General features: G+C 67.8%; 23 protein-coding genes. 5 read left to right on the forward strand and 18 right to left on the reverse strand.

Annotated features, from left to right (window positions below; translation table 11 throughout):
- Positions 1-47: 47 nt before the first annotated feature.
- From AC5Y4F_RS14590 to AC5Y4F_RS14600, 3 genes are read right to left on the reverse strand one after another with little or no spacing between them, the layout of a single operon-like run.
- Positions 48-1,151 carry an acyl-CoA dehydrogenase family protein gene (locus AC5Y4F_RS14590; RefSeq protein WP_067935922.1) on the reverse strand — a complete coding sequence of 368 codons (1,104 nt, stop codon included), beginning with the start codon at positions 1,149-1,151 and terminating at the stop codon, positions 48-50.
- A complete protein-coding gene (locus AC5Y4F_RS14595) occupies positions 1,148-2,347 on the reverse strand; it encodes an acyl-CoA dehydrogenase family protein (RefSeq protein ID WP_067935925.1) in 1,200 nt (399 codons plus the stop codon). The genes AC5Y4F_RS14590 and AC5Y4F_RS14595 overlap by 4 nt, the downstream gene beginning before the upstream one ends.
- Positions 2,344-3,126 carry an SDR family oxidoreductase gene (locus AC5Y4F_RS14600; protein WP_067935928.1) on the reverse strand — a complete coding sequence of 261 codons (783 nt, stop codon included), beginning with the start codon at positions 3,124-3,126 and terminating at the stop codon, positions 2,344-2,346. Before AC5Y4F_RS14600 ends, AC5Y4F_RS14595 begins: the two co-directional genes overlap by 4 nt.
- 134 nt (positions 3,127-3,260) lie before the next feature.
- Here AC5Y4F_RS14600 and AC5Y4F_RS14605 point away from each other — a divergent pair, with 134 nt between their 5' ends.
- Entirely contained in the window at positions 3,261-3,590 is a 330-nt protein-coding gene (locus AC5Y4F_RS14605; protein ID WP_067935932.1) for a PE-PGRS family protein, read from the forward strand.
- Positions 3,591-3,593: 3 nt separating this feature from the next.
- Here the strand turns inward: AC5Y4F_RS14605 and AC5Y4F_RS14610 are convergent, their stop codons facing one another.
- Together AC5Y4F_RS14610 and AC5Y4F_RS14615 are read right to left on the reverse strand one after the other, a co-directional pair.
- Positions 3,594-6,839 (reverse strand): carboxyl transferase domain-containing protein, encoded by a 3,246-nt coding sequence (locus tag AC5Y4F_RS14610; protein ID WP_499997445.1) that lies wholly within the window; start codon positions 6,837-6,839, stop codon positions 3,594-3,596.
- Positions 6,836-8,359, reverse strand: coding sequence for a class I adenylate-forming enzyme family protein (locus AC5Y4F_RS14615; protein ID WP_499997446.1), 1,524 nt, complete (start codon positions 8,357-8,359; stop codon positions 6,836-6,838). Before AC5Y4F_RS14615 ends, AC5Y4F_RS14610 begins: the two co-directional genes overlap by 4 nt.
- Before the next feature lie 44 nt (positions 8,360-8,403).
- Between AC5Y4F_RS14615 and AC5Y4F_RS14620 the strand changes: the two genes are divergently transcribed.
- Together AC5Y4F_RS14620 and AC5Y4F_RS14625 are read left to right on the forward strand one after the other, a co-directional pair.
- Complete coding sequence (locus AC5Y4F_RS14620) at positions 8,404-9,237, forward strand: acyl-CoA thioesterase domain-containing protein (RefSeq protein WP_082947655.1); 834 nt, start codon at positions 8,404-8,406, stop codon at positions 9,235-9,237.
- Between the two features lie 44 nt (positions 9,238-9,281).
- A complete protein-coding gene (locus tag AC5Y4F_RS14625) occupies positions 9,282-9,773 on the forward strand; it encodes a hypothetical protein (RefSeq protein ID WP_499997447.1) in 492 nt (163 codons plus the stop codon).
- Here the strand turns inward: AC5Y4F_RS14625 and AC5Y4F_RS14630 are convergent.
- The 6 genes from AC5Y4F_RS14630 to AC5Y4F_RS14655 form a co-directional block, all read right to left on the reverse strand.
- Positions 9,770-10,171: a flavodoxin family protein gene (locus AC5Y4F_RS14630; protein WP_067936229.1), complete on the reverse strand. Its 402-nt coding sequence runs from the start codon at positions 10,169-10,171 to the stop codon at positions 9,770-9,772. The genes AC5Y4F_RS14625 and AC5Y4F_RS14630 overlap by 4 nt on opposite strands.
- Positions 10,172-10,233: 62 nt before the next feature.
- A complete protein-coding gene (locus tag AC5Y4F_RS14635; protein ID WP_499997448.1) occupies positions 10,234-10,689 on the reverse strand; it encodes a tetratricopeptide repeat protein in 456 nt (151 codons plus the stop codon).
- A complete protein-coding gene (gene dapB, locus AC5Y4F_RS14640; protein WP_499997449.1) occupies positions 10,686-11,423 on the reverse strand; it encodes a 4-hydroxy-tetrahydrodipicolinate reductase in 738 nt (245 codons plus the stop codon). Before dapB ends, AC5Y4F_RS14635 begins: the two co-directional genes overlap by 4 nt.
- Before the next feature lie 87 nt (positions 11,424-11,510).
- Positions 11,511-12,065: a hypothetical protein gene (locus AC5Y4F_RS14645; protein ID WP_499997450.1), complete on the reverse strand. Its 555-nt coding sequence runs from the start codon at positions 12,063-12,065 to the stop codon at positions 11,511-11,513.
- A 121-nt stretch (positions 12,066-12,186) separates the two neighbouring features.
- Positions 12,187-13,269 (reverse strand): NAD(P)H-dependent amine dehydrogenase family protein, encoded by a 1,083-nt coding sequence (locus AC5Y4F_RS14650; protein ID WP_499997451.1) that lies wholly within the window; start codon positions 13,267-13,269, stop codon positions 12,187-12,189.
- The gene (locus AC5Y4F_RS14655; RefSeq protein ID WP_499997452.1) at positions 13,266-14,273 is read right to left on the reverse strand and encodes an aromatic ring-hydroxylating dioxygenase subunit alpha; all 1,008 of its coding nucleotides are present in this window, start codon (positions 14,271-14,273) and stop codon (positions 13,266-13,268) included. Before AC5Y4F_RS14655 ends, AC5Y4F_RS14650 begins: the two co-directional genes overlap by 4 nt.
- A 121-nt stretch (positions 14,274-14,394) precedes the next feature.
- On the opposite strand from AC5Y4F_RS14655, the gene AC5Y4F_RS14660 reads away from it, so the two are divergent.
- Positions 14,395-15,045, forward strand: a complete 651-nt coding sequence (locus AC5Y4F_RS14660) for a TetR/AcrR family transcriptional regulator (RefSeq protein ID WP_499997453.1) — start codon at positions 14,395-14,397, stop codon at positions 15,043-15,045.
- Between the two features lie 199 nt (positions 15,046-15,244).
- Here the strand turns inward: AC5Y4F_RS14660 and AC5Y4F_RS14665 are convergent, their stop codons facing one another.
- The 5 genes from AC5Y4F_RS14665 to AC5Y4F_RS14685 form a co-directional block, all read right to left on the reverse strand.
- Positions 15,245-16,321, reverse strand: a complete 1,077-nt coding sequence (locus AC5Y4F_RS14665; protein WP_067935957.1) for a PDR/VanB family oxidoreductase — start codon at positions 16,319-16,321, stop codon at positions 15,245-15,247.
- 12 nt (positions 16,322-16,333) lie between these two features.
- Positions 16,334-18,091: an SDR family oxidoreductase gene (locus tag AC5Y4F_RS14670; protein ID WP_067935959.1), complete on the reverse strand. Its 1,758-nt coding sequence runs from the start codon at positions 18,089-18,091 to the stop codon at positions 16,334-16,336.
- Between the two features lie 4 nt (positions 18,092-18,095).
- A complete protein-coding gene (locus AC5Y4F_RS14675; RefSeq protein ID WP_499997454.1) occupies positions 18,096-19,004 on the reverse strand; it encodes a metal-dependent hydrolase in 909 nt (302 codons plus the stop codon).
- 127 nt (positions 19,005-19,131) lie between these two features.
- Positions 19,132-20,595 carry a flavin-containing monooxygenase gene (locus AC5Y4F_RS14680; protein WP_499997455.1) on the reverse strand — a complete coding sequence of 488 codons (1,464 nt, stop codon included), beginning with the start codon at positions 20,593-20,595 and terminating at the stop codon, positions 19,132-19,134.
- A 23-nt stretch (positions 20,596-20,618) separates the two neighbouring features.
- Positions 20,619-21,080, reverse strand: coding sequence for an SRPBCC family protein (locus tag AC5Y4F_RS14685; protein ID WP_067935964.1), 462 nt, complete (start codon positions 21,078-21,080; stop codon positions 20,619-20,621).
- Positions 21,081-21,170: 90 nt separating this feature from the next.
- Between AC5Y4F_RS14685 and ald the strand changes: the two genes are divergently transcribed.
- The gene (ald, locus tag AC5Y4F_RS14690; protein WP_067935967.1) at positions 21,171-22,286 is read left to right on the forward strand and encodes an alanine dehydrogenase; all 1,116 of its coding nucleotides are present in this window, start codon (positions 21,171-21,173) and stop codon (positions 22,284-22,286) included.
- A gap of 14 nt (positions 22,287-22,300) precedes the next feature.
- On the opposite strand, the gene AC5Y4F_RS14695 is transcribed toward ald, so the two are convergent.
- Together AC5Y4F_RS14695 and AC5Y4F_RS14700 are read right to left on the reverse strand one after the other, a co-directional pair.
- The gene (locus AC5Y4F_RS14695; RefSeq protein ID WP_067936234.1) at positions 22,301-23,326 is read right to left on the reverse strand and encodes a nitronate monooxygenase; all 1,026 of its coding nucleotides are present in this window, start codon (positions 23,324-23,326) and stop codon (positions 22,301-22,303) included.
- Between the two features lie 19 nt (positions 23,327-23,345).
- Positions 23,346-24,620, reverse strand: a complete 1,275-nt coding sequence (locus tag AC5Y4F_RS14700; protein WP_499997461.1) for a M16 family metallopeptidase — start codon at positions 24,618-24,620, stop codon at positions 23,346-23,348.
- Between the last annotated feature and the right edge of the window lie 36 nt (positions 24,621-24,656).

Genomic DNA, 24,656 nt, shown 5'->3' on the forward strand with positions numbered 1-24,656 from the left:
GGCAAGCTCTATCGTCGGCGGGGCGTTGGCGCGCATCGCCGGAAGGGTCAGAAAGCCGGCAGGTCCACCAATTCGGCCAGTCGGGCGCGGTGACGGTAGCCGGTGCCGAACGCCAACTGGTCGCTCTTGGCCCGCTTGAGGTACAGGTGCGCGGGATATTCCCAGGTCATACCGATGCCACCGTGCAGCTGTATGCACTCTTCGGCGGCGTGCACGGCGACCTCACCGCAGTAGGCCTGGGCGATCGCCGCCGCGGCGTCCGCGTCCTCGGCGCCCCGCGCGCAGGTGTCGGCCGCGTAGCGCGCCGCGGCGGTAGCCGCGCCGACCTCGAACCACAGATCCGCCAGCCGGTGCTTGATCGCCTGGTACGAGCCGATCGTGCGGCCGAACTGTCTGCGTTGCCTGACGTATTCCAGCGTGGTTTCGAAGCACCATTGGGCGACCCCCAGTTGCTCCGACGCCAGCAGGGCCGCCCCGGTCCGGATGGCTTCGGCGATTGGCTGGTCACCCGCCCCCACCCGGGACGACGGCGATCCCGAAAACGACACGGCGGCAAGGGGTCTGGTCATATCCAGCAAAAGCAGCGGTGAAATCCGCACCCCCGCGGCGTCGCGGGCCACGGTGTGCAGCTCGAGCCCCTCACGACCGGCGACCGGCACCACCAGCACATCGGCGACGTCGGCACCGGCCACGCTGCTGACGGACCCACTGAGTCCGTCGGCTTCGGCGCTGACCGCGGTAACCGGGTCGCCCGGGGCGCTGGACAGCGGGACCACCAACGCCGCGGTCAGCTCGCCGCGGGCCAGAGCCGGCACGGTCGCTGTGTCACCGGCACGCAGCAACGCGATCGTCGCCAGGACCGCGCTGGACAAATACGGCACCGGCGCAACGGCCCGGCCGATCTCCTCCATCACCACGGCGGCCTCGCGGACGCTCGCGTCGGCGCCACCCAGCGACTCGGGAACCAGCAGGCCCGCCACGCCCAGTTCGGTGGCCAGCGTGTGCCACACGCCCGAAAAGTCTTGTGGTTGCTGGTCATAGAGGCCCATCACCGATTCGGATGGGCACCGCTGGGCGAACAGCTGCCGGACGCCGACCCGCAATGCGTCTTCGGTGTCGGAGTACAGCAGGTCGGCGGTGTGCTCGCTCATCGGGGGAGATCCTTCCAGGCGGCGTCTTTGTCGACACGATGTTCACCCGGCAGGCCAAGGATCCGCTCGGAAATGGTATTGCGCAGGATTTCTGACGTACCGCCCTCGATCGAATTGCCGCGCGCGCGCAGGTAGCGGTAGCCGGGCCCGCGACCGACCAGGTCGACCGTCTCGGGTCTGCGCATGGTCCAGTCATCGTAGAGCAGCGCTGCTTCGCCGTGCAGCTCGATCTCGAAGCCCGAAATCGCTTGTGCCAACTTGGCGAACGCCACCTTCATACCGGCACCTTCGGGGCCGGGCTGACCGGTGGCCGCCTGTTGCCGCAACCGTTCGCCGGCCAGCCGAAGGACCTCCGCCTCGACCCACAGCCGCATCAGCTGGTCGTGCATGGCGGGGTTGCGCAGCGCCGGCTCGTCGCGCCAGGCCGCGGTGACCTTGCCGATGTGGCCACCTTCCCGTGGCACCCCGGCGCGCGAGCCGATGGCGACGCGTTCGTTGTTGAGGGTGGTGGTGGCGACCCGCCAGCCACCGCCCTCCGGGCCGAGCCGATTGGCATCGGGCACCCGGATGTCGGTGAGGAACACCTCGTTGAATTCGGCCTCACCGGTGATCTGACGCAACGGCCGGATCTCGACACCGGGTTGCGTCATGTCGCAGAGAAAATAAGTCAGGCCATGGTGTTTGGGCACCGACGGATCGGTCCGTGCGACCAGGATGGCCATCTGCGCGTGCTGCGCCTGCGACGTCCACACCTTCTGCCCGTTGATAATCCAATCTTCAGGGTTATGCGCGTCGCGCACCGCACGGGTGGCAACCCCGGCCAGATCGGACCCGGCGCCCGGCTCGCTGAATAGCTGGCAGTAGATCTGTTCGCCGGTGAACAACGGGCGCAGAAACTTTCGCTTCTGCTCGTCGGTGCCGAACGCCGCGATCGTCGGCGCCGCCATGCCCATGCCGATGTAATTCTTGCGGGTCCCGCCCACCGGTGCACCGGCGGCGGCCAGCCGGGCATCGACTCGCTCCTGAGCGGTGCGCGGCAGATCCAGCCCGCCGAAACCGTGCGGCAGGTGCACCCAGGCCAGGCCCGCATCATATTGCGCGCCAAGGAAATCCCGCGGATCGCTGGTGACCGGATCGTGTTCGTCGAGCAGTGCCTGAACCCGTGCGTCCAGGTCGGCCGTATCGACGGCGGTCATTGCCCGCCGCCGGGTGCGGACTGGAATCCCTGTGCGGCGCCGAGCAGCAGGCCACCGTCGATCACCATGGCCTCGCCGGTGATCCAGCTCGCCGCGTCGGAGACCAGGAAGGCGACGGCGGCGGCCACGTCGACGGGCTCCCCGATGCGCCCGAGCGCGATTGACGACGCCAGCGGGTCCTCGTTTCCCTTCCACAGCGCCTCGGCCAGCCGGGTGCGCACCACACCCGGGCAGATGGCGTTGACCCTGACGCGCGGCGAGAGTTCCAGCGCCAGTTGCTTGGTGACGTGGATCAGCGCGGCCTTGGTGGCGTTGTACATGCCCATCGCCGGGGATTGATGCATGCCCCCGATGGAGGCCGTGTTGACGATCGTCCCGCCGTGCTCACCCATCCACGATTTGACGACGAGCGAGGTCCACAGCAGCGGCGCCCACAAGTTGACGTCGAAGATCTTGGTGAAACGATTGTGATCCTGATCGATCAGCGGACCGTAAGCCGGGTTGGTTCCGGCATTGTTGATCAAGATGTCGACGCTGCCGAAGCGCTCCAGCGTGAGCTCGATGCAGCGCCGCGCCGCGTCCTCGTCGACCGCGTGGGCACCCACCCCGAGGGCCTGCTTCCCCACCTGGGCGGCGGCCTCGTCGGCGGCCTCCTGCTTGCGCGCGGTGAGCACCACGTTGGCCCCCGCGACCGCCAGCTGCTGGGCTATCGAAAGGCCGATTCCGCGCGACGCGCCGGTGATGATCGCGGTCCGGCCGCTCAGATCCTGTGAGGTCATGGTGTCAGGCCTTCCGTCGCGGTGAGAGCCGCCCTGCGGCAGCGCAGACTTGGTTCGCTGCCGAATTTTATTCACGATGTTTTGGACACGTGTTGAGGTGGTACGCCACGCGCATGTTATCGAAATTGACCCTCATGAAACCGCTGGTTGTCGCAGGTGCCGTCGCCGCGGCCATCGCCGCGGCGCCCGCGGCCGCTGCTGATGTCTACCTCGCCGGACCGGCCGCCAACTCCCCCGTGCCCACGCACGTGACCTTCAAGGACGACCCGGGTGGCGGCGGCTGCGACGCTAACGGAAACTGCGGCTCGGGCGGCCAGTTCAACGGCCCCGGCGGCGGTCCGGGCGGCCAGGGCTGTGTCCCGGGCGTCGGCTGCGGCTCCGGCGGGCAGAACGCGGGCCCCGGCGGCATTCCCGGCGGACAAGGCTGTCTGCCGGGCGTCGGCTGCGGTTCCGGCCACGCATAACCGCTAGACCCGTCGGCCTCCCGAGAGCCTGGTGATCCAGGCCCGGGAGGTTGCCGGGTCTATCACGTCGTCCAGTTCGAACGTGGTGGCCGACCGCAGCGCCTTTCCGTGCTCGTAGGCAGCGGCCACCAGGCGGTCGAACAGTCTTTGTCGCTCGACGGGACCGCCTGACTCGTCCGCGGCGGCCAGTTCCTTGCTGAACCCAAGGCGCACAGCGCCTTCCAGGCCCATCCCGCCGATTTCTCCGGTCGGCCAGGCGATGGTGAACTCCGGCGCGCGGAATGAACCGCCCGCCATCGCCATTGCGCCAAGCCCATATCCCTTGCGCAAGATGATCATTCCCAGTGGCACCGTCAGCCGCGCCCCCAGGACGAACATCCGGCCGAAGCGACGAACCGCCGCTTGAATCTCCGCGTCGGGCCCGACCATGAAGCCCGGGGTGTCGCACAGCGAGATCACCGGCAGCCTGAACGACTCGCACAAGGCCAGGAAGTCGCCGGCTTTGTCGGCGGCCTCGGCATCGATCGCGCCACCGAGGTGATGGGTGCTGTTGGCGATCAACCCGTACGGCACTCCCTCGACGCGCACGAGCGCGGTGACTATTCCGACGCCGTAGTCTCCCCTGAGCTCGAGCACCGATTCGACATCGACGATCGCCTCGATCGCCCGGTGCACGTCGTAGGCGCGTAACCGGTTCTGCGGCACCACATGCCGGGCCAGCCGCGGATCGGGCGCCGCCCAATCACCCACGGTGCCCTGAAAGTAGGACAGGTACCGCTTGGCCAGCGCGACCGCATGCGCCTCGTCGCGGGCGACCAGGCTGACCACGCCGTTGCGGCGCTGCACGCCGATCGGCCCGATCGCCTCGGGCGGATACACGCCCAGCCCGCCGCCCTCGATCATCGCCGGCCCGCCCATCCCGATGTTGGCGTCCGGCGTTGCGATGATCACGTCGCACACCCCGGCCAGCGCGGCGTTGCCGGCGAAGCAGCGGCCCGAAACGACCGATACCAGCGGCACTTTCCCGCTCAGCCCCGCCAGCATCCGGAAGGTGGGGACGTCCAGCCCGGCGGCGCCGCCGACGTCGGTGTCGCCCGGCCGCCCGCCGCCGCCCTCGGCGAACAGCACCACGGGCAGCTGCTTTCGCGCCGCGAGGTCGAATACGCGGTCGGTCTTGGCATGGTTGCGCATGCCTTGCGTACCGGCCAGCACCGTATAGTCGTACGACACCACGACGGCCTGCGCCGCGGCCCTGCCGAACCGCTCCGCGCCGATGGTCGCCAGCCCGGCGACCAGGCCGTCGGCCGGGGTGTTGACGATCAGGTCCTCCTCCGAGCGACGGCTGCGCTGCGCTGCAATGGCCAGCGCACCGTATTCCACGAAGCTGTCAGGATCGACGAGGTCGGCGATGTTCTCCCGCGCGGTGCGCCGACCTTGGTTGTGCCGCTTGGTAACCGCCCCTTGACGGCCTTCATCCAGGGTCAGCGAATGCCGATGCAAGACCTCGTCGAGGTCGGGCCGTGGCCGGTCGAGGTCCATTGTCGCCGCGAAGGATTCGCTGTCGTCGTTGCCCGTCGTGCGGGTGAAGACCAGCAGCGGGTCTCCGGTCCCGACCACCTGCCCCGGTGTCACCAGGATCCGGACGGTTCGCAGCGCGTCCGGTGCGACGAGCGCGTGCTGCATCTTCATCGCTTCCAGGACAACCAATTGGCTGCCCGCGGCGTATTCGGCTCCCTCGGAGGCCACCTCGACCACGGTCCCGGCCAGCTGCGCGCGCAGCGCGTCCTCGCCGGGATAGAGCTCGACCGCGGCCACCCGCGGTTCTTGCTGGTGAGACAGCGCGGCTTGGGCCAATTCGGGCAGCTTCTCATCGAGAAACCCGGTGCTCACCCAACCGGATTCGACTCGATCGTCGCTCAGCAGCGCGCGCAGGAATCCGATGTTGGTGGGGACGCCCTCGATGCCGAACTCGGCCAGCGCGGTGCGGGCCTTGCGCACCGCCGACCGCCATGACGACCCGTGCACATCAACGATGAGCTTGGCCAGCAGCGAATCGTATTGGGGGCTTATCGCCAATCCGGTCCGGCCATACGTGTCGACGCGCACGCCCGGACCGCTCGGCGGGGAGAACACGGCGAGCGTGCCCGAAGACGGGACGACCGACAGGTCGGGGCCGAAGGTCTCCATATTGATCCGGAGTTGGACGGCGATGCCGTGGTGTGCGGCCGGCTCGCCGATGACCTCCAGCCCGTCGGAGTCGGTTCCGGCCGCCAGCCCCAGCTGGTAGAAGGATGCGCCGCCGGCGATCGCCAGCTGGACGGCCACCAGGTCGAGCCCGGTGGTTTCTTCGGTGACGGTGTGCTCGACCTGGATTCGTGGGTTGACCTCGAGGAAGACGAACTGCTCACCGGAGACCAGGAATTCGACGGTGGCGAGCCCGTGCAGGCCCACGCGGGCGCACAGCCGCACCGCCGCCTGGTGCAGGGCGCGGCGCAGCTCATCCGAAAGACCTTGAGCGGGAGCGATTTCGATGAGTTTCTGGTAGCGCCGCTGAATGCTGCAGTCTCGGTCGCCGACGGCGTGTGCGTGCGTCTGGTGCCCGGCCGGCGCGGCGACGACCTGCACCTCGATGTGGCGCGCATCGGTGAGCAGCGCCTCGGCGAACAGCGCGGGATCGCCGAACCCCAGCTGGGCTTCGGCGGCGCAGCGCTGATAAGCGTCATCGATCTGATCGGCGTTGTGCACCTTGCGCATTCCGCGCCCTCCGCCACCGGCGATGGCCTTGATCATGATGCCGCCAGCCTGCTCGGCGAAGAATGCCCTGATGTCCTCGACGCTGCTGGGCCCCTCGGTAGCCGGTAGCACCGGCACCCCGGCGGCGATCGCGGCGCCACGTGCCGATGTCTTGTTGCCGAGCAGCTCGAGCACCCGGGCGTCTGGTCCCACGAACCTGTAGCCGCCCGTCGCGCAGGCCTCGGCGAATTCGGCGTTCTCGCTGAGGAATCCGTATCCGGGATGAATCAGATTCGCACCTGAGCTTTTCGCCGCAGCCAGCACGGCGGACTGGTCCAGGTAGGCACGCGGGCCGGCCCCCGGCAGGCCGATCGCCTCGTCGGCCGCGTGCACATGCGGGCTCTCCGCGTCGTCCTCGGCATAGACCGCGATGGTGCGCATGCCCAGTTCGATTGCGGTGCGGATGATTCGAAGTGCGATCTCGCCGCGGTTGGCGACCAGCAGGCTCGCACTCATCGCAGTGGCTCGCCCCACCGGACCTGCTCGCGGAGTCTGGCCTTGAGCAGTTTGCCGCCGGCATTGCGCGGCAGCGCATCATCGACCACCGTGACATATTGCGGCACTTTGAAATCGGCCAGCCGGCCGCTGCAGTGGTCGAGCACCGCCGGAACGTCGATCTCGTCACCGCCGCCGAACAACACCGCCCCCACCTTCTCCCCCATGACGTCGTCGGGAACCCCGAGCACGCAGGCGTCGGCCACGCGGGGCGCCGCCAGCAGCACCGCCTCCACCTCGACGCTGGAGACGTTCTCACCACCGCGATTGATGATGTCCTTGAGCCGGTCGACGATGTACACCCGGCCCGCATCGTCGACGCGCACCACGTCGCCGGTGTGCAGCCAGCCGTCCGCGAAGGTCGTGGCGGTGGCCTCCGGCCGATTCCAGTAGCCGGTGGTCACGTTGGCACCCCGCGCCACCAGCTCCCCCACACCGGGGTCGTCGCCGATCGGGATCACCCCGAGGTCCACCGAGGGCACCGCATAGCCGACGGAGTCGGCGTGCTCGACGGCCTCGCTGTCGGGCAGCGCGGTCATCAACGATGCGGTCTCCGTCATGCCATAGCCGTTGAACACCGTGGCGTGGCCAAATGCGTTTTTCACCGACCGCACCAGCGACGGGGGGATCGGCGCGCCGCCGTAGCCCACCCACCGCACGTTCGACACATCCAGCGCGGCAAACGCGCTGTGCCGCAACAACAACGAGTAGACCGCCGGGACAGTGACCATGACCGAAATGCGCTCGGCGGTCAGCGTGGTGAGCAACGCATCCAGGTTGAGCGCCGGCATGATCACCGAGGCTCCCCCGAGCCGTGCGGCGGCCAGCAGTTGGGTGTTGCATCCCGTCACGTGGAACAGCGGTACCGAGATGAGCGTGCGCATCGCCTCGCCGAGATCCCGTGGCTGTTGCAGACAGCGAATCGCGTTTTCGGTGTTGGTCAGGAACGCCTCGTGCGTGGTCGGCACCCCCTTGGGATGGCCGGTGGTGCCGGACGTGTAGAACAGCGCTGCCGCGTCGGCGCGCCCGAGTTGCTCGGTCACGTACGGCCGTCCGTCCGGCAGCGCGGCGTCCGGCGCCAGATCCACCTGCGCACCGGAGTCGGACAGGACGAACTCGACCTCGGGCTGCGCCGATCGCGTATTGACCGCCACCACAACGCCGCCGGCCATCACCGTGCCCCAGAACGCCAGCGCCCAGTGGATGCCGGCGGGGTAACGCACCGCGACGCGGTCGCCCGGCTTCAGGCCACCCGCGCGCAGCCCACCGGCCACTCGCGCCGCGCGATCCCACAGCTGCCGGTACGTCAGCCGCCCACCGCCCAGCTCCACCAGGGCCTCGGCGTCCGGTCGGACGTCGACCTGTTCGGCGAGCATGTCCAGCAGCGTGGCGGGCAGCTCGTCATAGCGCGGAATGCCGTCGCGGCCGCGTGATACGCCGGTCGTCGCGAAGGGATTGCGGTCGCGGGGAATTTCGATCACAGCATGCCCGGTCCTTACTAATCCGGTGTCCTATCGTGATAGCGGTGACGATCGAGGATTCCGCCATCATGCCCGAGGCGTTCTTCACTGTAGACGGCGACTCCTATGTTCCGGGCCAGCTGACGCAAGGCCCGTGGGGCGCGGCGATGGGCGGCCAGATCGTGGGGGGCCTGTTGGGTTGGGGCATAGAGCAATCCGGCATCGATCCGGACCTGCAACCTGCCCGCTTCACGGTTGACTTGTTGCGCCCGGCCGCGCTGGAGCCGGTGCAGATCCAGACCTCGGTGCAGCGCGAGGGTCGGCGCATCAAGCTGGTCGACGGCAGCCTGATCCAGAACGGCACCGTCGTCGCCCGGGCCAGCACGCTGTTCCTGCGTCGCGGTGCTCATCCCGACGGGCAGGTGTGGTCGTCGCCGACGCAGATGCCGCCGCTCCCGGGATCCTCGGACGGCTTTCCCGCCCAGATGCCGTTTCTCATCTGGGGGTATGGCGCGACGTCGCAAGGCAGCCCGGGAATTGCCGCAGGCGAATGGGAGCAGAACCACTCCCAGAAGTTTGCCTGGGCGCGACTGTTTCGGCCGATGGTGCACGGGCACCCGCTGACGCCGTTCACCCGTCTGGCCTTCGCCGGCGACATCACCAGTTCGCTCACCCATTGGGGCACCGCTGGATTGCGCTACATCAACGCCGACTACACCGTCACCGCGAGCCGATTGCCCGACGGGGAATTCCTCGGTCTGGCCGCCCAGAGCCACTACGCCACAGCCGGGGTCGCCACCGGTGCTGCGACCCTGTTCGACCAGCACGGGCCGATCGGTACCAGCTCGGCGCTGGCCCTGGCTCAACCGGCCGACGCCTTCAAACCGACCTACGCCTAGGCGGCACCCTGGACTCGCGAACCGATTCACGGGAGCCTTGACTGGTGAGCCACCGCGTTCCGGACCGTCGCCTCGCGGCGGCCACCGTCTCCTTCCTCGGCTATACCGCGGTGATGATCGTGCTGGAACATCGCATGCGCCGCAGCGGCGGGCCGGGGATCATCGCATTCGAGTTGGCCGGCAGTGCATCTCGGGCCGAAGACATCATGAGCCGGTGGGGCAGCGACGGTCAGCGGGCCGCACGCCTGTCGCTGTGGCTCGACTTCGGTTACATGGCCACCTACGGCGTATTGACGGCGCTACTGGTCGACCGCGCGCGCCGGCGGCGCGGCCACCCGGCCGGTTTGCCCGCCGCGGCGCTCGTCGCCGTCGCGGGTGATGCGGTGGAGGGGGTCTCACTGCTGAGCGTGCTGCGCGGGAGGCGTATCGGCGTGCATGCCCGGCGCGCACAGGTCGCCGCGCTGGTCAAGTTCGCGGCCCTGGTGGGGGCCCTGGGATACGTCGCGGGGGGCATCAGGCCGTCGAGACCCGACTAGTCCATCAGCTGTGCCGCGATGGTCGCCCCGAGCTCCCAGCACGCTTGCAACTCATCCTTGCTTGGTTTGCCCGAAACGATCACGGTCTCTGCGGCTTTGGACCACCCGAGCCCGGTGGTGATGGTGTCGACGGCACGCTCGGCGCCCTCGGTGCCCTCGTTGCCGTGCAGGTACAGCCCGAACGGTCGCCCTCGCGTCGAGTCGAGCAGTTGGTAGTAGGCACAGTCGAACGCGTGCTTGAGGGCACCCGAGATGTAGCCGAGGTTTGCCGGGGTGCCCAGCAGGTAGCCGTCGGCGGCCAGCATCTCGGCCGGCGAGACCGTCAGCGCCGGTCGCCGCAGCACCTCGACGCCCTCGATGTCGGGGTCGGTGGCGCCGGAGACCACGGCCTCGAACATCTCGTGGGTGTGCGGCGACGGCGTGTGATGCACGATCAGCAGCGTCTTGCTCGGTGTTTCGCTCACGGTCGGCCCTGCAGGTGAACCGCCGTCTTCATCGCCTCACGGGCGCGGCGGCGATCTCCCGCATAGTCATAGGCGCGGGCCAACCGGTACCAGCGCCGCCAATCGTCGGGGTGGTCCTGGACTTCGGTGCGCACCGTGGCGAACAGTTCATCGGCCGCGTCGCGCCGGATGCGGCCCGACGGCCGGCGCGGCAGTGCGCTGGTGTCCAGTTCCATGTGTTCCGCCGCGATCAGCCGGGCCAGCTTCTGGTGGGTGAATCCGGCGCGCAGGGTGGCGATCATCGCCCAGAGCCCGATCACGGGCAGGATCAACACCGCCAGTCCGAGGCCGACGGCGGCCGCGCGGCCGGAGCCGATCATCGCGACGGCCACGCGCCCCAGCAGTACGAAGTACACCAACAGCGCGACGCACATGAAGGCGACGAGCAACTGGGTGCGCAGGGCTTTGGTCATTGCAGATTGAGCAGGGCCTCGAGACCCACCGTCAGGCCGGGGTGGTCCTGGATGCGCCGCACGGCCAGCAGCACACCAGGCACGAACGAGGTCCGGTCGATGCTGTCGTGGCGGATGGTCAGCGTCTCCCCCTCGGTGCCGAACAGAATCTCCTGATGGGCGACGAGCCCGGCCAGCCGCACCGAATGCACCGGAATGCCGTCGATGTCGGCGCCGCGCGCGCCCGGCAGGGCGGTGCTGGTGGCATCGGGGTTGGGCGGCAATCCCTTTCGCGACTCGGCAATAAGTCTTGCGGTGCGCGCCGCGGTGCCCGACGGGGCATCGGCCTTGTGCGGGTGATGCAGCTCGATCACCTCGGCCGAGTCGAAGAACGGCGCCGCCTGCTTGGCGAAGTGCATCGACAACACCGCCCCGATCGCGAAGTTCGGCGCGATCAACACCGAAGTGCCAGGGCAGTCGGCGAGCCAATCCTGCACCTGCTGCAGCCGCTCGGCGGTGAAGCCCGTGGTCCCGACGACGGCGTGAATTCCGTTGTCGATGACGAACTTCAAGTTGCCCATCACCACGTCGGGGTGGGTGAAGTCGATGACGACCTCGGTGTCACCCTCGGTCAACAGGCTCATCGGATCGCCGGCGTCCACTTCGGCCGACAGGCTCAGATCCTCGGCCGACTGCACGCCCGCGACCATGGCCGAACCGACCTTGCCTTTGGCTCCCAGCACTCCTACCCGCATGAGTTTCACCCTAGACCCGGTCAATTCTGCGCCGCGGCGTGCGTCGAGTTATTTCATGACAACTCGGACGGGGGTTTCGCGCGCCGATCAGGTGTGGACGATCCAGCCCGCCTCGGTGTAGGGAGCGGGTTGTTCGGGATCGTTGATCGTGATGTACAGGTCGCCTCCCGTCGGCATAACGAAGCCGACGAATCCATGCGCGGTCTGCCCGTCGTGCAGGCCGCCCGCTTGCAGCGCGGGCATCTTGTTCAGCCTCCGGTAGTCGACCGCAAGCGATGACGGCTGGGGCGCGTCGACGGGATGGGTCCATGGCTGATCGCCGCCGCCGTATCCGGCGAACATATAGCGCTGGTCGAACTGGAAGAACCGGTGGGACGTCGCGGTGATAGTCAGTTCCACCACGTTGCAGGCAGAGTCGGGCGTCGGACTCGCAAAATGAGAGGCGCACCCCGGCGGTAACCACGTCGCACTGTCGACGGTGATGTCGGCGGTCGCGCCGCCGGCCGACCGCGCATGCACGGGCACGCCCAGCTGACCGATCGGGAACGGTGGACTCTCGGACGCGGGCTCAGCCGAACCAGAGGGGCACGAGGATGCGGCGATGACCACGGCGGCTGCCGCATTTACAAATCCCGCGCGCACCACGTGAGATTACCCGCAGCGTTGCTCGGAAAAACAGGGAACTATCTGATGCCGGCGGCATGCCAGCCCGTTTGCGCAAGTGGAGCACGTTCAGCGAGACGGCTTGCCGCCGCCGGAAGGTCTACTTCTTGAAGCGCCCGGCGAACCCGCGCAGCGGCAGGTCGGCGCTGGTGATGAGCCCCGGTGGCGCCGCGACCACCGACTTGATCGAAGCAAGCGCCGGCATGCCGGTGACGGTCATGCCGATCGAGGCGAAGTTGTCCGGGTTGGACAGATCGACGCCGGGCTTGGGGAAGATCATGTGCTTGTTGTAGATGCAGGGGTCGCCCTGGATCTGAGTGATGTAGCAGCCCTTGATGTTCCAGCTCGGATCGGTGTGGGGAGTCATCTGCCATTCCAGGTGCGTTTCCACCCGCGGCACGCCGTCGACCATGCCTTGGTACTTGATGTAGTTACCGCCCAGCGAACCCTTGGGCAGCGTGTACCACCCCAGGTCAACATCCTTGGTGCACGCGCCCAGCTCGTAGCTGAACTTGACCTCATCCAGCCGCAGGTCGAAGCAGTCGGCCATCATGTACACGCTGTCGGCGAACACGCGGGTGTACTTCTCCAGCTTCGAGGGGATTTCGGGGTCGTCAACCGGCTGGCCGTAACCCACCTCGATCCAGGTGTCCTTGGAGTGGTGGCACGACACGTCGACGGATTCGATCGTGGTGACGTTCTGGATCTCGGCGACGTCGGCCGAGCACACCACGCCCAGGATCTGGTTCAGCCCCGGGTTCATCCCGGTGCCGTAGAACGTGGCGCCGCCCTTCTCGCAGGCTTCTTGCAGCAACTGAGTCACCGGCTGGCCTGACGGGTGCGGGTGATTCTTGTCGCGGTGCCAGCCGGTGATCCAGTCGGCGGTGGTGACGATATTGACGCCCGCCTCAAGCACTTTGACGTAGAGGTCCTCGTCGGGGAACACGCCGTGGAACGTCAGCACATCGGGCTTGGCGGCGATGATCTCCTCGACCGTGCCGGTGAACGCGACCCCGTTGGGCGCCAGCCCTGCATACTCTCCGGTGTCCTTACCGACTTTCTCCGACGAATAGCAATGCACGCCAACGAGTTCGATGTCGGGTTGGGCGGCGATCCGCTTGATCATCTCCGAGCCGACGTTGCCGCTGCCGACCTGAAAGACACGGATCGGTGCTGTGCTCATTGGCTTACGCCTTCCTGCGATGCGAACGCCTCGGGATAGAACTGCTTGGCCCACTTGCGAATTGCGGTGAAGCCTTCGTACTCGTCGGCGGCCAAAGCCGGCGGATCCGAATAACGCTGGTGCTGCCAGATCTCGATGTCCTGCTCGAACTGGCGGATGACTTCGCGCCCGAACTCGTCCGCCCTGGCGGCGGCGCGGTCCTGGTCTTTGTGCGGCGTCCGGCCGATGTAGACCATGAACCGCACGTCCGAGGAGAACTCGTCGACCGGCGTGATCGCCGAGATGGTGCGGTTGTCGATCATGCCCCAGCTCTTGGTCACCGCGATGCCCAATCCGCCGTTGATGGCCTGCACGCCGCTGTTGACGTCCTCGATCAACTGGGCGTCGTCGCCCGCGAAGGTGATGGTGAAGTCGACATAGGACACCGGCCCGGCGAAGTCGTGGCGGGTGAACACCGGCACGATCGGGGTGTTGTGCACGTACTTGAAGTGCGCGAAATCCACCCCGTTTTCCAACACGTATTGCGGGTGCAGTTCGAGGGTCTCGCGGTACAGCCGCTGCTGCGGGTAGTAGTCGGCCGCGCTGCTGCCGTCCTCGAACGCGGCGAACGCGTCCGGCGCGTCGAAATAGGGCTCGCGGCGGTCCACGTCGTGCCAGATGTACACCGACGCGTTGCGCTCGACCACCGGGTAGGTGCGAATGCGGCGGCCACGGTTGGGCCGATCCTGGTACGGGATGCAGACGTTGCGGCCGTCGGCGCTCCACTGCCACCCGTGGAACGGGCACTGCAGTGTCTCGCCGACGACCTTGCCGCCATAGCCCAGGTGCGCGCCCAGGTGCTCGCAGTAGGCGTTCATCACCGTGAGCTCGCCGGATTCGGCGCGCCAGGCGACCATCTCCTGGCCGAAGTACTTCATCTTGTGCACGTCGCCGACGCCGATCTCGTCGGACCAGGCGACCTGGAACCAGCCGGTCGGTGTCATCGACAACGGCGGCTTAGCCATCGAGCCCTGCCATGTGAGCTGCCCTCCCTCGCGTAGGAATGATAGGCCGCACCGGGAGAAAATCAAAGTACCCTCTATGAAACTGTTCATACCGCCGCGCGTCAGTGGATAAGATCGGCGGATGACCCGCCAGAGCAGCGCGGCCGGCGTTGCGGGCCGGCGCCCCAATCGGCGGGGCAACGCGACCCGCGAAAGCATGCTCGAGGCGGCGTTACGCTCGCTGGCCTCCGGCGAGCCGGGCTCGGTCTCCGCCAACCGCATCGCCAAGGACATCGGCGCCACGTGGGGAGCGGTCCAGTACCAGTTCGGCGACACCGATGGGTTCTGGGCCGCCGTGCTGCACCGCACCGCGGAACGCCGCGCCGCGACCTTCTCGACGCTGTCCACACCCGTCTCGCCGGACGCGCCGCTGCGCGAGCGGGTCGGCGCCATCATCGATACCCTCTACCGCGGCCTGGCGTCCCCGGATTCACGGGCGATCGAAAACCTGCGGGCCGCGTTGCCGCGTGATCCCCAGGAGCTCGAGCGGCTCTACCCGCGCACCGCCGCCGAGCTGTTTTCCTGGGGCAAAAGCTGGCTGCAGACCTGCCAGCACGCCTTTGCCGGTCTGTCCGTCGATCCGGATCGGGTTCGTGAGGTCGCCGCCCTTATCCCCGGTGCGATGCGCGGCCTGGTCTCGGAGCGTCAGCTGGGTTCCTATGCCGACCTCGACATGGCGCGCCGGGGTCTGACCAACGCCCTGGCCGCCTACCTCGAGCAGTCCCGGCCGTAATGGCCGACGTCACGATCCGCGAGGCCACGTCAAGTGATTTCGCCGATGTGGCCGCGCTGCACTATCCGGTGTGGCGGCGATCCTGGTCCGGGATACTGCGGACCAGGTACTCGACGCGCTCACGTCGCCGAAGGCCTTGGCCGTGCTGCTCTATCCCCGAGACCTCAGCCGCCCTGGTTGGCCCCACTGTGCTACCGCCTCAGGCGTCGATGACCACCCGCTCACCGTCGGCGCGCGAAACGCACACCAGCATGCCGTCGTCGCCCGGGTCGGCGCGGCCACGGTGATCCACTTGTCCGGCAAGCACTTTGACCCGGCATGTCCCGCAGAATCCTTGCCGGCACGAGTATGGGGTGGTCGGGTCCCTATCGAGCATCACTTCGAGCGCGGTGCGATTCGCCGGTACCGCAAGCAGCTGCCCTGATCGTGCGAGCTCCAGCTTGAACGGCACGCCGTCGACGACGGGTGCCGGGCTGAACCTTTCGTAATGCAGTGGCGCACCAGCATGCTCGTCGCGGGCGATGCGGACGGCTTCCAGCATGGCGCTGGGCCCGCAGACGTAAACGGCGGTCGCCGGTCCCGCCCCGTCCAACAGCTCCGCCACGGTGGCAAAGCGGCCGTGCTCGTCGTCGGCCCACACCGTCACCCGGTCCGGCCCCAGTGACACGACCTCGTCTAACAGTGGCATGTACTCGCGGCTGCGGCCGGTATAGATTGCGCGCCAATTGATTCCGCGCTGCGCCGCCACCTGGATCATCGGCAGGATGGGCGTCACGCCGATGCCGCCGATGACGAACAGAACGTCCCGCTCGGCGGTGCCGAGGTAGAACGCGTTGCGCGGACCTTCGAACGACAGCGTGTCGCCCACATCGAACGTCTCATGCATCTCGATGGATCCGCCTCCGCCGTCGGCGATCCGGCGAACGGCGATGCGGTATTCGGTGCGCCGCCCGGGCGCACCGCACAACGAGTACTGCCGGCGCCGGCCCGAGGGCAGCAGCACGTCGATATGGCCGCCGGGCGTCCAGGATGGAAGCAGCCCGCCGTCGGGGTCGGCCAGGGTCAACGCGACGACGTCCGGCGCGGCCATCTCGCGCTTGGTCACCACCGCGGTCAGCTTGCGCTGCACCGGTTTCACCCGCGACGGCGACCACCGTGACAGCGTGGCAAAGCCTTCGAACACCGCCCGGACGCCCCACAGCAACGACCCGAATCGGTCGTGGTCACGCCGTCCGTACAGGTCGGCGGGTCTGCTGGCCCAAATGCTCTCCGGCATTGAAACGGTCCCCTATTTCTGCCGAATGTCCAAGCGCGCGAACAGCCGAATCGCCCCCGGGCTGATGCGCCGCATCGCATAGCCGATCCGCGACTCCGCGGCGATCGGCAGCACGGCCGGAGCGGTCTTGACGGATTTGACGATTGCCCTGGCGGTCGCTTCGGGGGTGAAGTTGCGGCGCCGATAGGCGGCGTCCGCCTTGCCCCGCGCCCGCTCCTGCTGGTCCGCGCTCATCCCCGCGTAGATCGTGCTCTTGGCGATGTTGGTGTTGACGAATCCCGGGCACACCGCCGTGACGCTGATCCCCTCGTCGGCGAAGTCGGCGCGCAACGACTCGCTCAGCGCCAGCACCGCCGCCTTCGTGGTGCTGTAGGCGACCATGGACTTCGACGGTAGGTAAGCCGCCGCCGACGCCACGTTGATGATCGTGCCGCCCTCGCCGCGTTCGACCATCTGCGCCCCGAACGCCCTGCTGCCCGAGATGACGCCGTGAACGTTGACGCCCATGATGGTTTCCCAGTTCGCCGAGCTCGTCTCCAGGAACCGGCCCGCCATCCCGATGCCGGCGTTGTTCACCAGGATGTCGACCACCCCGTGTTCGTTGCGCACTTGCGTCGCAAGCTCGTTCATGGCGGCCTCGTCGCTGACGTCGACCTGGTAAACCGCCGCCTCGGCGCACGCGGCGCGCACGGCGTCGGCGGTTTCGTTGGCAGCGGCCAGATCACGATCGGCGAGCACGATCTTTCGGGCGCCGTGCCGAGCCAGTTCCACCGCCGTGGCTCGCCCGATTCCGGCGCCGGCGCCGGTGACCAGCGCGAGTTTGCCCCGCACCTCACGCCGCGCGCCGCGCACTTCGGCCGCTCCCGCGCCGGGCGCACCGTCGACGTTGCGGTCGACCCACTCGGCGGTCAACCGGGCGATGACATCCGGACGCGATGTAACCACCCAGTGCCCGCCTTCGATCTCGATCACCCTGCCGCCGCCCGGAATTGCCCCGGTGAACCGTTGCAGCGCGGGTGTGACGAAGATGTCGCGGCGCGGCGCCAAAGTCTGGACGGCGACCTTTGTCTCGGGGAGCTGGCGTCCGGGCGCCACCATCGGCGCCGGCATGTTCGCCCGGTACAGGTTGAGCCCGTACACATAATCGGTGACCGAGCGCAGGGTGTCGTGGTGCTGGCTGCGCGTGCTCGACCGGCCGATGCGCTCAAGTGCCTCAATGGCTTTCACGCCGACGCGTGAGCGAAACGACAGTTCCGGCACGCCAGGGCACAGGAAGAAGCCGATGTAGCCCGATGCGATCAGTTGTCTGATGACCTGGGCCGCGGTGCGCGGCGTGCGCGCCGACCGCAGGAATGCGCCGGCGTAGTTCAGGTGCGGGCCCGAGATCGAAGTGAGGGAAGCGACTTTGCCCATCACCGATTCGTCGGTGACCGCCGCCCATGCCTGAATCGATCCCCAGTCATGGGCCAGCAGATGCACCCGACCGACACCCAGGCTGTCGATCACGGCACCGAGGTCGCAGACCAGTTGCGCAAAGAGGTATCCGGATCTTTTTGCGGGACGGGTTGATTCACCGGCCCCACGTACGTCGTAGGCCACCACGTTGTAGGGCTTGCCGGTCAGTTCGTGGGCCACGCCGTCCCAGACATGGTGGTTGTCCGGAAATCCGTGAATTGCCAAGATCGTTGGCCGCGCCGGGTCGATGTCGGTGTACCGGTGCACGGCCAGCGTGACGCCGTCGCTGGCGGTGATGGTCGACGTGATGGCCATCGGTTCAGTGCGAGGCGCGCGCGGCGGGTGAGATCGCCAGGTAGTCGACGGCCAGCCCCAGCCCACCGAGCTGCGAGGGGTGGAAGCCCGGCCGGTAATAGTTGCCGACCGCCCGGATGAAGCGCATCGGCCCGGGCACCAAACCGCGGCGCGCGGCAAAGAAGTAGTCGCGCCAGCGCGGCTTGGTGCCGGGCGGCAGCTCGGGATCCAGCGAGTACATGAACCGCACACCGCGAATCCACAACAGCAGCATGGCCGGCGTCACGACGAGCTGGGCGCGCACCTGTCGCCAGTAACCGGCCTGCAGATGCTTCATGGTGTCGAAGGCCACCGCCTTGTGCTCGACCTCTTCGGCGCCGTGCCAGCGCAGCATGTCCAGCATCACCGGATCGGTAGCGATATTGTCGTGGGCCGGCGAGTCGAGAATCCACTCCCCCAGGATGGCGGTGTAGTGCTCGATCGCGGAGACGAGCGAAACCTGCTCGAGGAGCCAGCTCTGCTGGCGACGCCGACTCCAGTTGGGCCGCGGCCCCAGCAGCCTGTCGAACAGCCACTTGATCTGGCCGGTGTACGGGGTCAGGTCGATGCCGCGCGCGGCGAAGTGAGCGAGCACGTTCGCGTGCGCCTGCGAATGCACGGCCTCCTGGCCGATGAAGCCCTGCACGTCGAGGCGCAGCTGGTCGTCCTTGATCAGCGGCAGGGTCTGCTTGAACACGTCGACGAAGAACTCTTCGCCGGCGGGCAGCAGCAGGTGCAGCACGTTGAGGACATGGGTGGCAAAAGGCTCGCCGGGCACGTAGTGGAACGGCAGCTGCGCCCAGTCGAAGTCCACATCGCGGGCCTCGAGAACCAGTCGTTCGTGGTCCAGCGAGGCGTCATGCGGACCCGCTGCTTGGTTGTCGACGGTCAGCATCGTGCGTGCCCCCTACCTCAGCGTTTAGCCCTCGATCACGGTCTTGCGGCGGACGTGGCGCGTCCCAAGTATAAGTACGCCGCGCAGATATGCGAAACCGCCGGTACTGGGTTCTTTGCGATCGTGCTCACCCGGCCGCGACGTGCCGGCGCAGCACGTACTGGCCGGGGTCGGGGTTGGCCAGCATCCGGCGGTGTTCGGCGGGCGTGAGGGGCCACACCTCGGGCACGCCGTCCTTGTTGAGGTACCAGCTGTTACAGCCGGTGGTCCACACGGTGTCCGGCATCGCGGCGCGCAGCTTCGCGTTGAAGCTTTCGGTCGCCGCGGCCGTCGGCTCGATCGTGTCGAATTCGCGGCGACGCCAGCGCTCGATCCAGGTCAGGATGTGGTCGGCCTGCGATTCGGCCACGGTGGTCAGCGCGAGGTTTCCCACCGGGCTGTGCGGCCCCAGCATCATGAAGAAGTTGGGAAAGCCGGACAGCGCCACGGTTTGGTAGGCGCGAGGACCGTCGCGCCAGACGTCGTTGGCGCGAACGCCGTCGCGGCCGATCAACTCCATCGGCCGGAAAAATGCGTGGGTGTCAAACCCGGTGGCGAGCACGATGATGTCGACGTCGTGCAGGACGCCATCGCCGGTGACGATGCCGCGCCGTTCCACGTGGTCGATGCTTGCCGTCACCAGTTCGACGTCGTCGCGCTGCATGGCCCGGTAGAAACCGTTCGACATCACCAGGCGTTTGCAGGCCGGTGTGTAATCGGGAGTCAGCGACCGTCGCAACTCGGGGTCGCGGATTTCCCAGAGGCTGGCGCGGCACAGCGCTGCCATGATCTTTCGGCGCAGGCCCGGCTTGGTCAGTCCGACCGCGAAGAAGTCGTACCCGAGGCTGTAGATGCGATACGCCAACTTATCCAGCCACGGCATCTTGCGCCGGGTGATCCCAGTGAAGCCGCTGTAGCGCGGATTCGCCAGGCGCAGCACCCATTGCGCGGTGCGCTGGAACAGCGCGACGTGGCCGGCCACCCCGGCCAGCCCGCACACCAGCTGCACGCCGGTCGACCCGTTGCCGACGATCGCGATGCACCGGCCCCGCACGTCCACACCGTGATCCCAGCGCGCGGAGTGAAACACGTTGCCGCCGAAGTCATCCAGGCCCGGGATCGATGGGAGTCGCGGGTGGTGCAGCACGCCGGTGGCCGAGATCAAGAAGTCGACCGTTGATTCGTCGCCGGCGTCGGTGCGCAGTAACCAGCGGCCGTCGTCGAAGCGCGCCTGGACGATCTCGGTGCCGAACCTGATGCGTTCCCGCAAAGCGAAACGGTCGGCGACGTCTTGGAAATAGGCCTGGATTTCACCGCCGGGTGAGAACAGGTGCGACCAGTCGGGATTTCTGGCGAAGCTGTACTGGTAAATACGCGACGGGATGTCGCAGACCAGACCCGGGTAGGTATTGTCGCGCCAGGTGCCGCCCACGTCGTCGGCTTTCTCATAGACGGTCACATTGCTGATACCGCTGCGCAGCAAGGCAATTGCGACGCACAGCCCGGACATACCGGCTCCGACGACGGCTACGGCGGGATCGCGTCGCGACATCGGTACCCCCGGGGTTTGTTCGTCTATTCGGTCTCGGCGCGCTGCTTGAGGCGTTGCAAGGTGAGCCGGATGTGCTCGGTGTTGGCGGTCACCCGATCGGTGACGCCGGTGGCCCTGCCCGCGACCTTGCGGAACCACCCGGGCCTGCGGTCCCAGGTGCTTTCGGTGACCTCACACCCGCCGTCGGCGGCGACGATGTCGTATTGCCAGCGCGCGATCGGAAAGACGGTATGGCTCACGTCGAACGCGAAGCGGCGGCCCGGTTCCGCGTCGGTGACCGTGCACTTGGTGCTCCAGCGGCGGCTGCCGTTCTCGTTGTGGCCGGTGAACACCGCGCCGGGCCGCACCGCTTCGCCTTTGCGCCACTGCATCGCGACCGCCTCCTCGGCCAGGTCGGCCAGCGTGGGCAGGTCGGTGATGAGCCGGTACACCACCTCGGGCCGGGCGTCGATCTGCACGGTGGCCGAAACGCACGGGTCGGTCATTCGCCGATCATAGCCAGCAAACAGCCAGCTTTTGCGGCTCCCGCGAAGTTTCTTCACACTTGAACGTGAACCGGCAACCAAGGGGCGATCATGCGAGTCGGCGTACCGACCGAGACCAAGACCAATGAGTTCCGGGTCGCCATCACCCCCGCCGGCGTCGCCGAACTGACCCGCCGGGGCCACGACGTGTTTGTGCAGGCCGGTGCCGGAGAAGGTTCGGCGATCACCGACTCGGAATTCAAGGCCGCGGGCGCCCAACTTACCGAGACGGCCGAACAGGTCTGGGCAGACGCGGACCTGCTGCTCAAGGTCAAAGAGCCGGTACCGGCCGAGTATGACCTGTTGCGACGCAACCAGATCCTGTTCACCTTTCTGCACCTGGCCGCATCACGGGCGTGCACCGAGGCGCTGTTGGCATCCGGAACGACGTCGATCGCCTACGAGACCGTCCAGACCGCGGACGGCACACTGCCCTTGTTGGCCCCGATGAGCGAGGTCGCCGGACGGCTGTCCGCTCAGGTGGGGGCCTACCACCTGATGCGCACCCACGGGGGGCGCGGCGTGCTGATGGGCGGTGTTCCGGGCGTCAAGCCCGCCGACGTCGTGGTGGTGGGCGCGGGCACGGCCGGCTACAACGCGGCCCGGGTCGCCGGCGGTATGGGGGCGTCGGTCACGGTGCTCGACGTGAACATCAACAAGCTTCGGCTGCTCGACGCGGAGTTCGGCGGCCAGATCCGCACCCGCTACTCGTCGGCCTACGATTTGGAGGGCACCGTCAAGCGCGCGGACCTGGTCATCGGCGCCGTGCTGCGGCCGGGCGCGAAGGCGCCCAATCTGATCCCGAATTCCCTTGTCTCACAAATGAAGTCGGGAGCCGTGCTGGTGGACATTTCGATCGATCAGGGCGGTTGCTTCGAGGACTCCCGCCCCACCACGCATGACGACCCCACCTTCGCGGTGCACGACACCGTGTTCTACTGCGTGGCCAACATGCCCAGCGCGGTGCCCAAGACATCGACGGTGGCACTGACCAACGCGACCATGCCGTATGTGCTCGCGCTCGCCGATCGCGGCTGGCTGGCGGCGTGCCGTTCGGATCCTGCTCTGGCCAAGGGTCTTTCGACGCACGGCGGCGCGCTCCTGTCCGAACAGGTGGCCACCGACCTCGGCATGGCGTTCACCGAGCCGGCAACCGTTCTGGCCTGACCGGTGCGTGCGGGCTAACTGGTGGCCGCGAGACCGGCGATGATGTCGGCCGCGGGGCCCGCGCAGGCGTTCTTGAACGACGTCCCGGCCCACAGGGGCATCCCGTTGGGATCTTCGATCGCGGCCGCCGCCTCCCGGATCGGTGAGGTCATCTGGTTGACCTCGGGGTAGCCGAGCGGCGCGACGTGATCGAGCATGCGGGTGAAGTCGTTTTCCAGGCCGCGCGCGTAGCGGCCCGAGAATGCCCGCGTGACAACGGTCGTCGCGAACAGCGGGTTTTTCAGCGCGACGCGGTGTGCGGAGTTGGTGCCCGCCTCATCGGCGAGCAGTAGCGCGGTGCCGACCTGGGCCGCCACCGCTCCCCTGCGCAGCGCGGCCCCCACTTCGTCGGCGGTGCCCAGTCCGCCCGCCGCGATGATCGGAATGTCATGCGCGTTGCGGATGCGGTCGATGAGCTGATGCAGCGACTCGTTGGCGGGCTCCATGTCCGGTGCGAAGGTGCCGCGGTGCCCCCCGGCGGCGGGCCCTTGGACCACCAGGCTGTCCGCGCCCGCCGCGACGGCGACTCCCGCCTCGTAGGCCGTTGTGACGGTGACCATCACCAGCAGGCCCAGCGCGCCCAGCCGCCGGATCACGTCGGGCGGCGGCGCGCCGAAAGTGAAGGACACCAGCTCGGGCCGAAGGTCGGCCACCACCTCGAGCTTCTGTTCCCACTCGTCGTCGTCACCGTGCCGCGGGTGACCTACCTCCACCTGGTAGTGCTCGGCGATTTCTTCAAGTTCGGCCGCGTAGTAGTGCAGGGCCACCCAGTCGGCGACGCTGGGTTGGGGCACAAACAAGTTCACTCCGAGCGGGCCGGTGGTGGCCTTGCGCGCCGCCACGATGTCGTCGGCGAGCTGCTCGGCACTGCGGTGCCCACCGGGGACGAATCCGAGCCCGCCGGCATTGGACACCGCCGCCGCCAAGGCGGGGGTCCCCGGCCCGCCGGCCATGGGAGCACCCACGATGGGCACGTTGATGTCCCAAAAGCCCAGCACCATCTGGCCCAGTACCATTCGGTTAACTTACCATCGCCCGAAGTTGTTGGGGCAGTGACCGTTTGGCCGCGTAGGGTCCCAGAACCGCGGCGCCGTAACGCTGCCCGAGCAGCCGGTGGGCCACCGCGTTGACCTCCTCGACGGTCACCTGATCGATTTGCTGCAGGGTGTGCTCGATGCTGCGGTGTCTGCCGTAGTTGAGCTCGCTGCGGCCCAGCCGGCTCATCCGCGAGCTGGAATCTTCCAGGCCGAGCACCAGACCGCCGCGCAACGATCCCTTGGCGATGCGGCATTCCGACTCAGAGATGCCGTCGCGCGCCACCGATTCGAGCACGTCGCTGGTCACCGCCATCACTTCGGCGAAGCGTTCGGGCTGACAGGCGGCATACACCGACAGCGCACCGCTGTCGGCGAAGACATCCACCGTCGAATACACCGAGTAGGCCAGCCCGCGCAGCTCTCGAACCTGCTGGAACAGCCGCGAACTCAGGCCGCCGCCCAGCGCGGTGTTGAGCACCGACAGCGCCCAGCGATGCTCCCAGCGACGGCCGGGGGTGCGGACGCCCAACGACGCGTGAGCCTGCTCGGCGTCCCGGTTGCCCAGCAGCAGGCGGGGGCCGCCGGTGACCCGTCCGGCACCCTTGCGCGGGGCGATGGGTTCGCGGCCGGGGACCAGATGCGGCCCGAAGTGCCGGCGCACCAAGGCGACCACCTCGCCGTGGTCGACATTGCCGGCCACCGCCACCACCATCCGCTCGGGGGTGTAGCGCCGGACATGAAACGAGTGCAGTTGGTTTCGCGTCATCGACGCCACCGACTGCGCGGTGCCGATGATGGGACGGCCCACCGGGTGGTCACCGAAGAGCGCGCTCAGAAACAAGTCGCCGAGCGCGTCCTCGGGGTCGTCGTCGCGCATCGCGATCTCTTCGAGGACCACGTCGCGTTCCAGCTCGACATCACTGGCCGCGCAGCACCCGTTGAGCACCACGTCGGCGACCAGATCGACCGCCAGCGCCAGGTCGGTGTCGAGCACGTGGGCGTAGTAGCAGGTGTGTTCCTTGGCGGTGAACGCGTTCAGCTCTCCCCCGACGGCGTCCATCGCCTGCGCGATGTCCACGGCGGTGCGGCTAGGGGTTGCCTTGAACAGCAGGTGCTCGAGGAAGTGCGCGGCCCCGGCGACGGTGGCACCCTCGTCGCGCGAGCCGACACCGACCCAGACCCCGACGGATGCCGAACGCACCGAGGGCAGGTACTCGGTGACCACTCGCAAGCCGCCCGGCAGCGTGGTGCGCCGCAGCGCGGCTTTTGGCGTCGATTCCGCCTCAGCGGCCTT

The organism is Mycobacterium sp. NGS56 (assembly GCF_059812425.1).

Bases quoted from the DNA above. Each gene is read 5' to 3' on its own strand.
- AC5Y4F_RS14590 (WP_067935922.1), bottom strand. From the start codon at position 1,151: ATGAGCGAGCACACCGCCGACCTGCTGTACTCCGACACCGAAGACGCA.
- AC5Y4F_RS14595 (WP_067935925.1), bottom strand. From the start codon at position 2,347: ATGACCGCCGTCGATACGGCCGACCTGGACGCACGGGTTCAGGCACTG.
- AC5Y4F_RS14600 (WP_067935928.1), bottom strand. From the start codon at position 3,126: ATGACCTCACAGGATCTGAGCGGCCGGACCGCGATCATCACCGGCGCG.
- AC5Y4F_RS14605 (WP_067935932.1), top strand. From the start codon at position 3,261: ATGAAACCGCTGGTTGTCGCAGGTGCCGTCGCCGCGGCCATCGCCGCG.
- AC5Y4F_RS14610 (WP_499997445.1), bottom strand. From the start codon at position 6,839: ATGAGTGCGAGCCTGCTGGTCGCCAACCGCGGCGAGATCGCACTTCGA.
- AC5Y4F_RS14630 (WP_067936229.1), bottom strand. From the start codon at position 10,171: ATGTTCGAGGCCGTGGTCTCCGGCGCCACCGACCCCGACATCGAGGGC.
- AC5Y4F_RS14635 (WP_499997448.1), bottom strand. From the start codon at position 10,689: ATGACCAAAGCCCTGCGCACCCAGTTGCTCGTCGCCTTCATGTGCGTC.
- dapB (WP_499997449.1), bottom strand. From the start codon at position 11,423: ATGCGGGTAGGAGTGCTGGGAGCCAAAGGCAAGGTCGGTTCGGCCATG.
- AC5Y4F_RS14650 (WP_499997451.1), bottom strand. From the start codon at position 13,269: ATGAGCACAGCACCGATCCGTGTCTTTCAGGTCGGCAGCGGCAACGTC.
- AC5Y4F_RS14655 (WP_499997452.1), bottom strand. From the start codon at position 14,273: ATGGCTAAGCCGCCGTTGTCGATGACACCGACCGGCTGGTTCCAGGTC.
- AC5Y4F_RS14660 (WP_499997453.1), top strand. From the start codon at position 14,395: ATGACCCGCCAGAGCAGCGCGGCCGGCGTTGCGGGCCGGCGCCCCAAT.
- AC5Y4F_RS14665 (WP_067935957.1), bottom strand. From the start codon at position 16,321: ATGCCGGAGAGCATTTGGGCCAGCAGACCCGCCGACCTGTACGGACGG.
- AC5Y4F_RS14670 (WP_067935959.1), bottom strand. From the start codon at position 18,091: ATGGCCATCACGTCGACCATCACCGCCAGCGACGGCGTCACGCTGGCC.
- AC5Y4F_RS14675 (WP_499997454.1), bottom strand. From the start codon at position 19,004: ATGCTGACCGTCGACAACCAAGCAGCGGGTCCGCATGACGCCTCGCTG.
- AC5Y4F_RS14680 (WP_499997455.1), bottom strand. From the start codon at position 20,595: ATGTCGCGACGCGATCCCGCCGTAGCCGTCGTCGGAGCCGGTATGTCC.
- AC5Y4F_RS14685 (WP_067935964.1), bottom strand. From the start codon at position 21,080: ATGACCGACCCGTGCGTTTCGGCCACCGTGCAGATCGACGCCCGGCCC.
- ald (WP_067935967.1), top strand. From the start codon at position 21,171: ATGCGAGTCGGCGTACCGACCGAGACCAAGACCAATGAGTTCCGGGTC.
- AC5Y4F_RS14695 (WP_067936234.1), bottom strand. From the start codon at position 23,326: ATGGTGCTGGGCTTTTGGGACATCAACGTGCCCATCGTGGGTGCTCCC.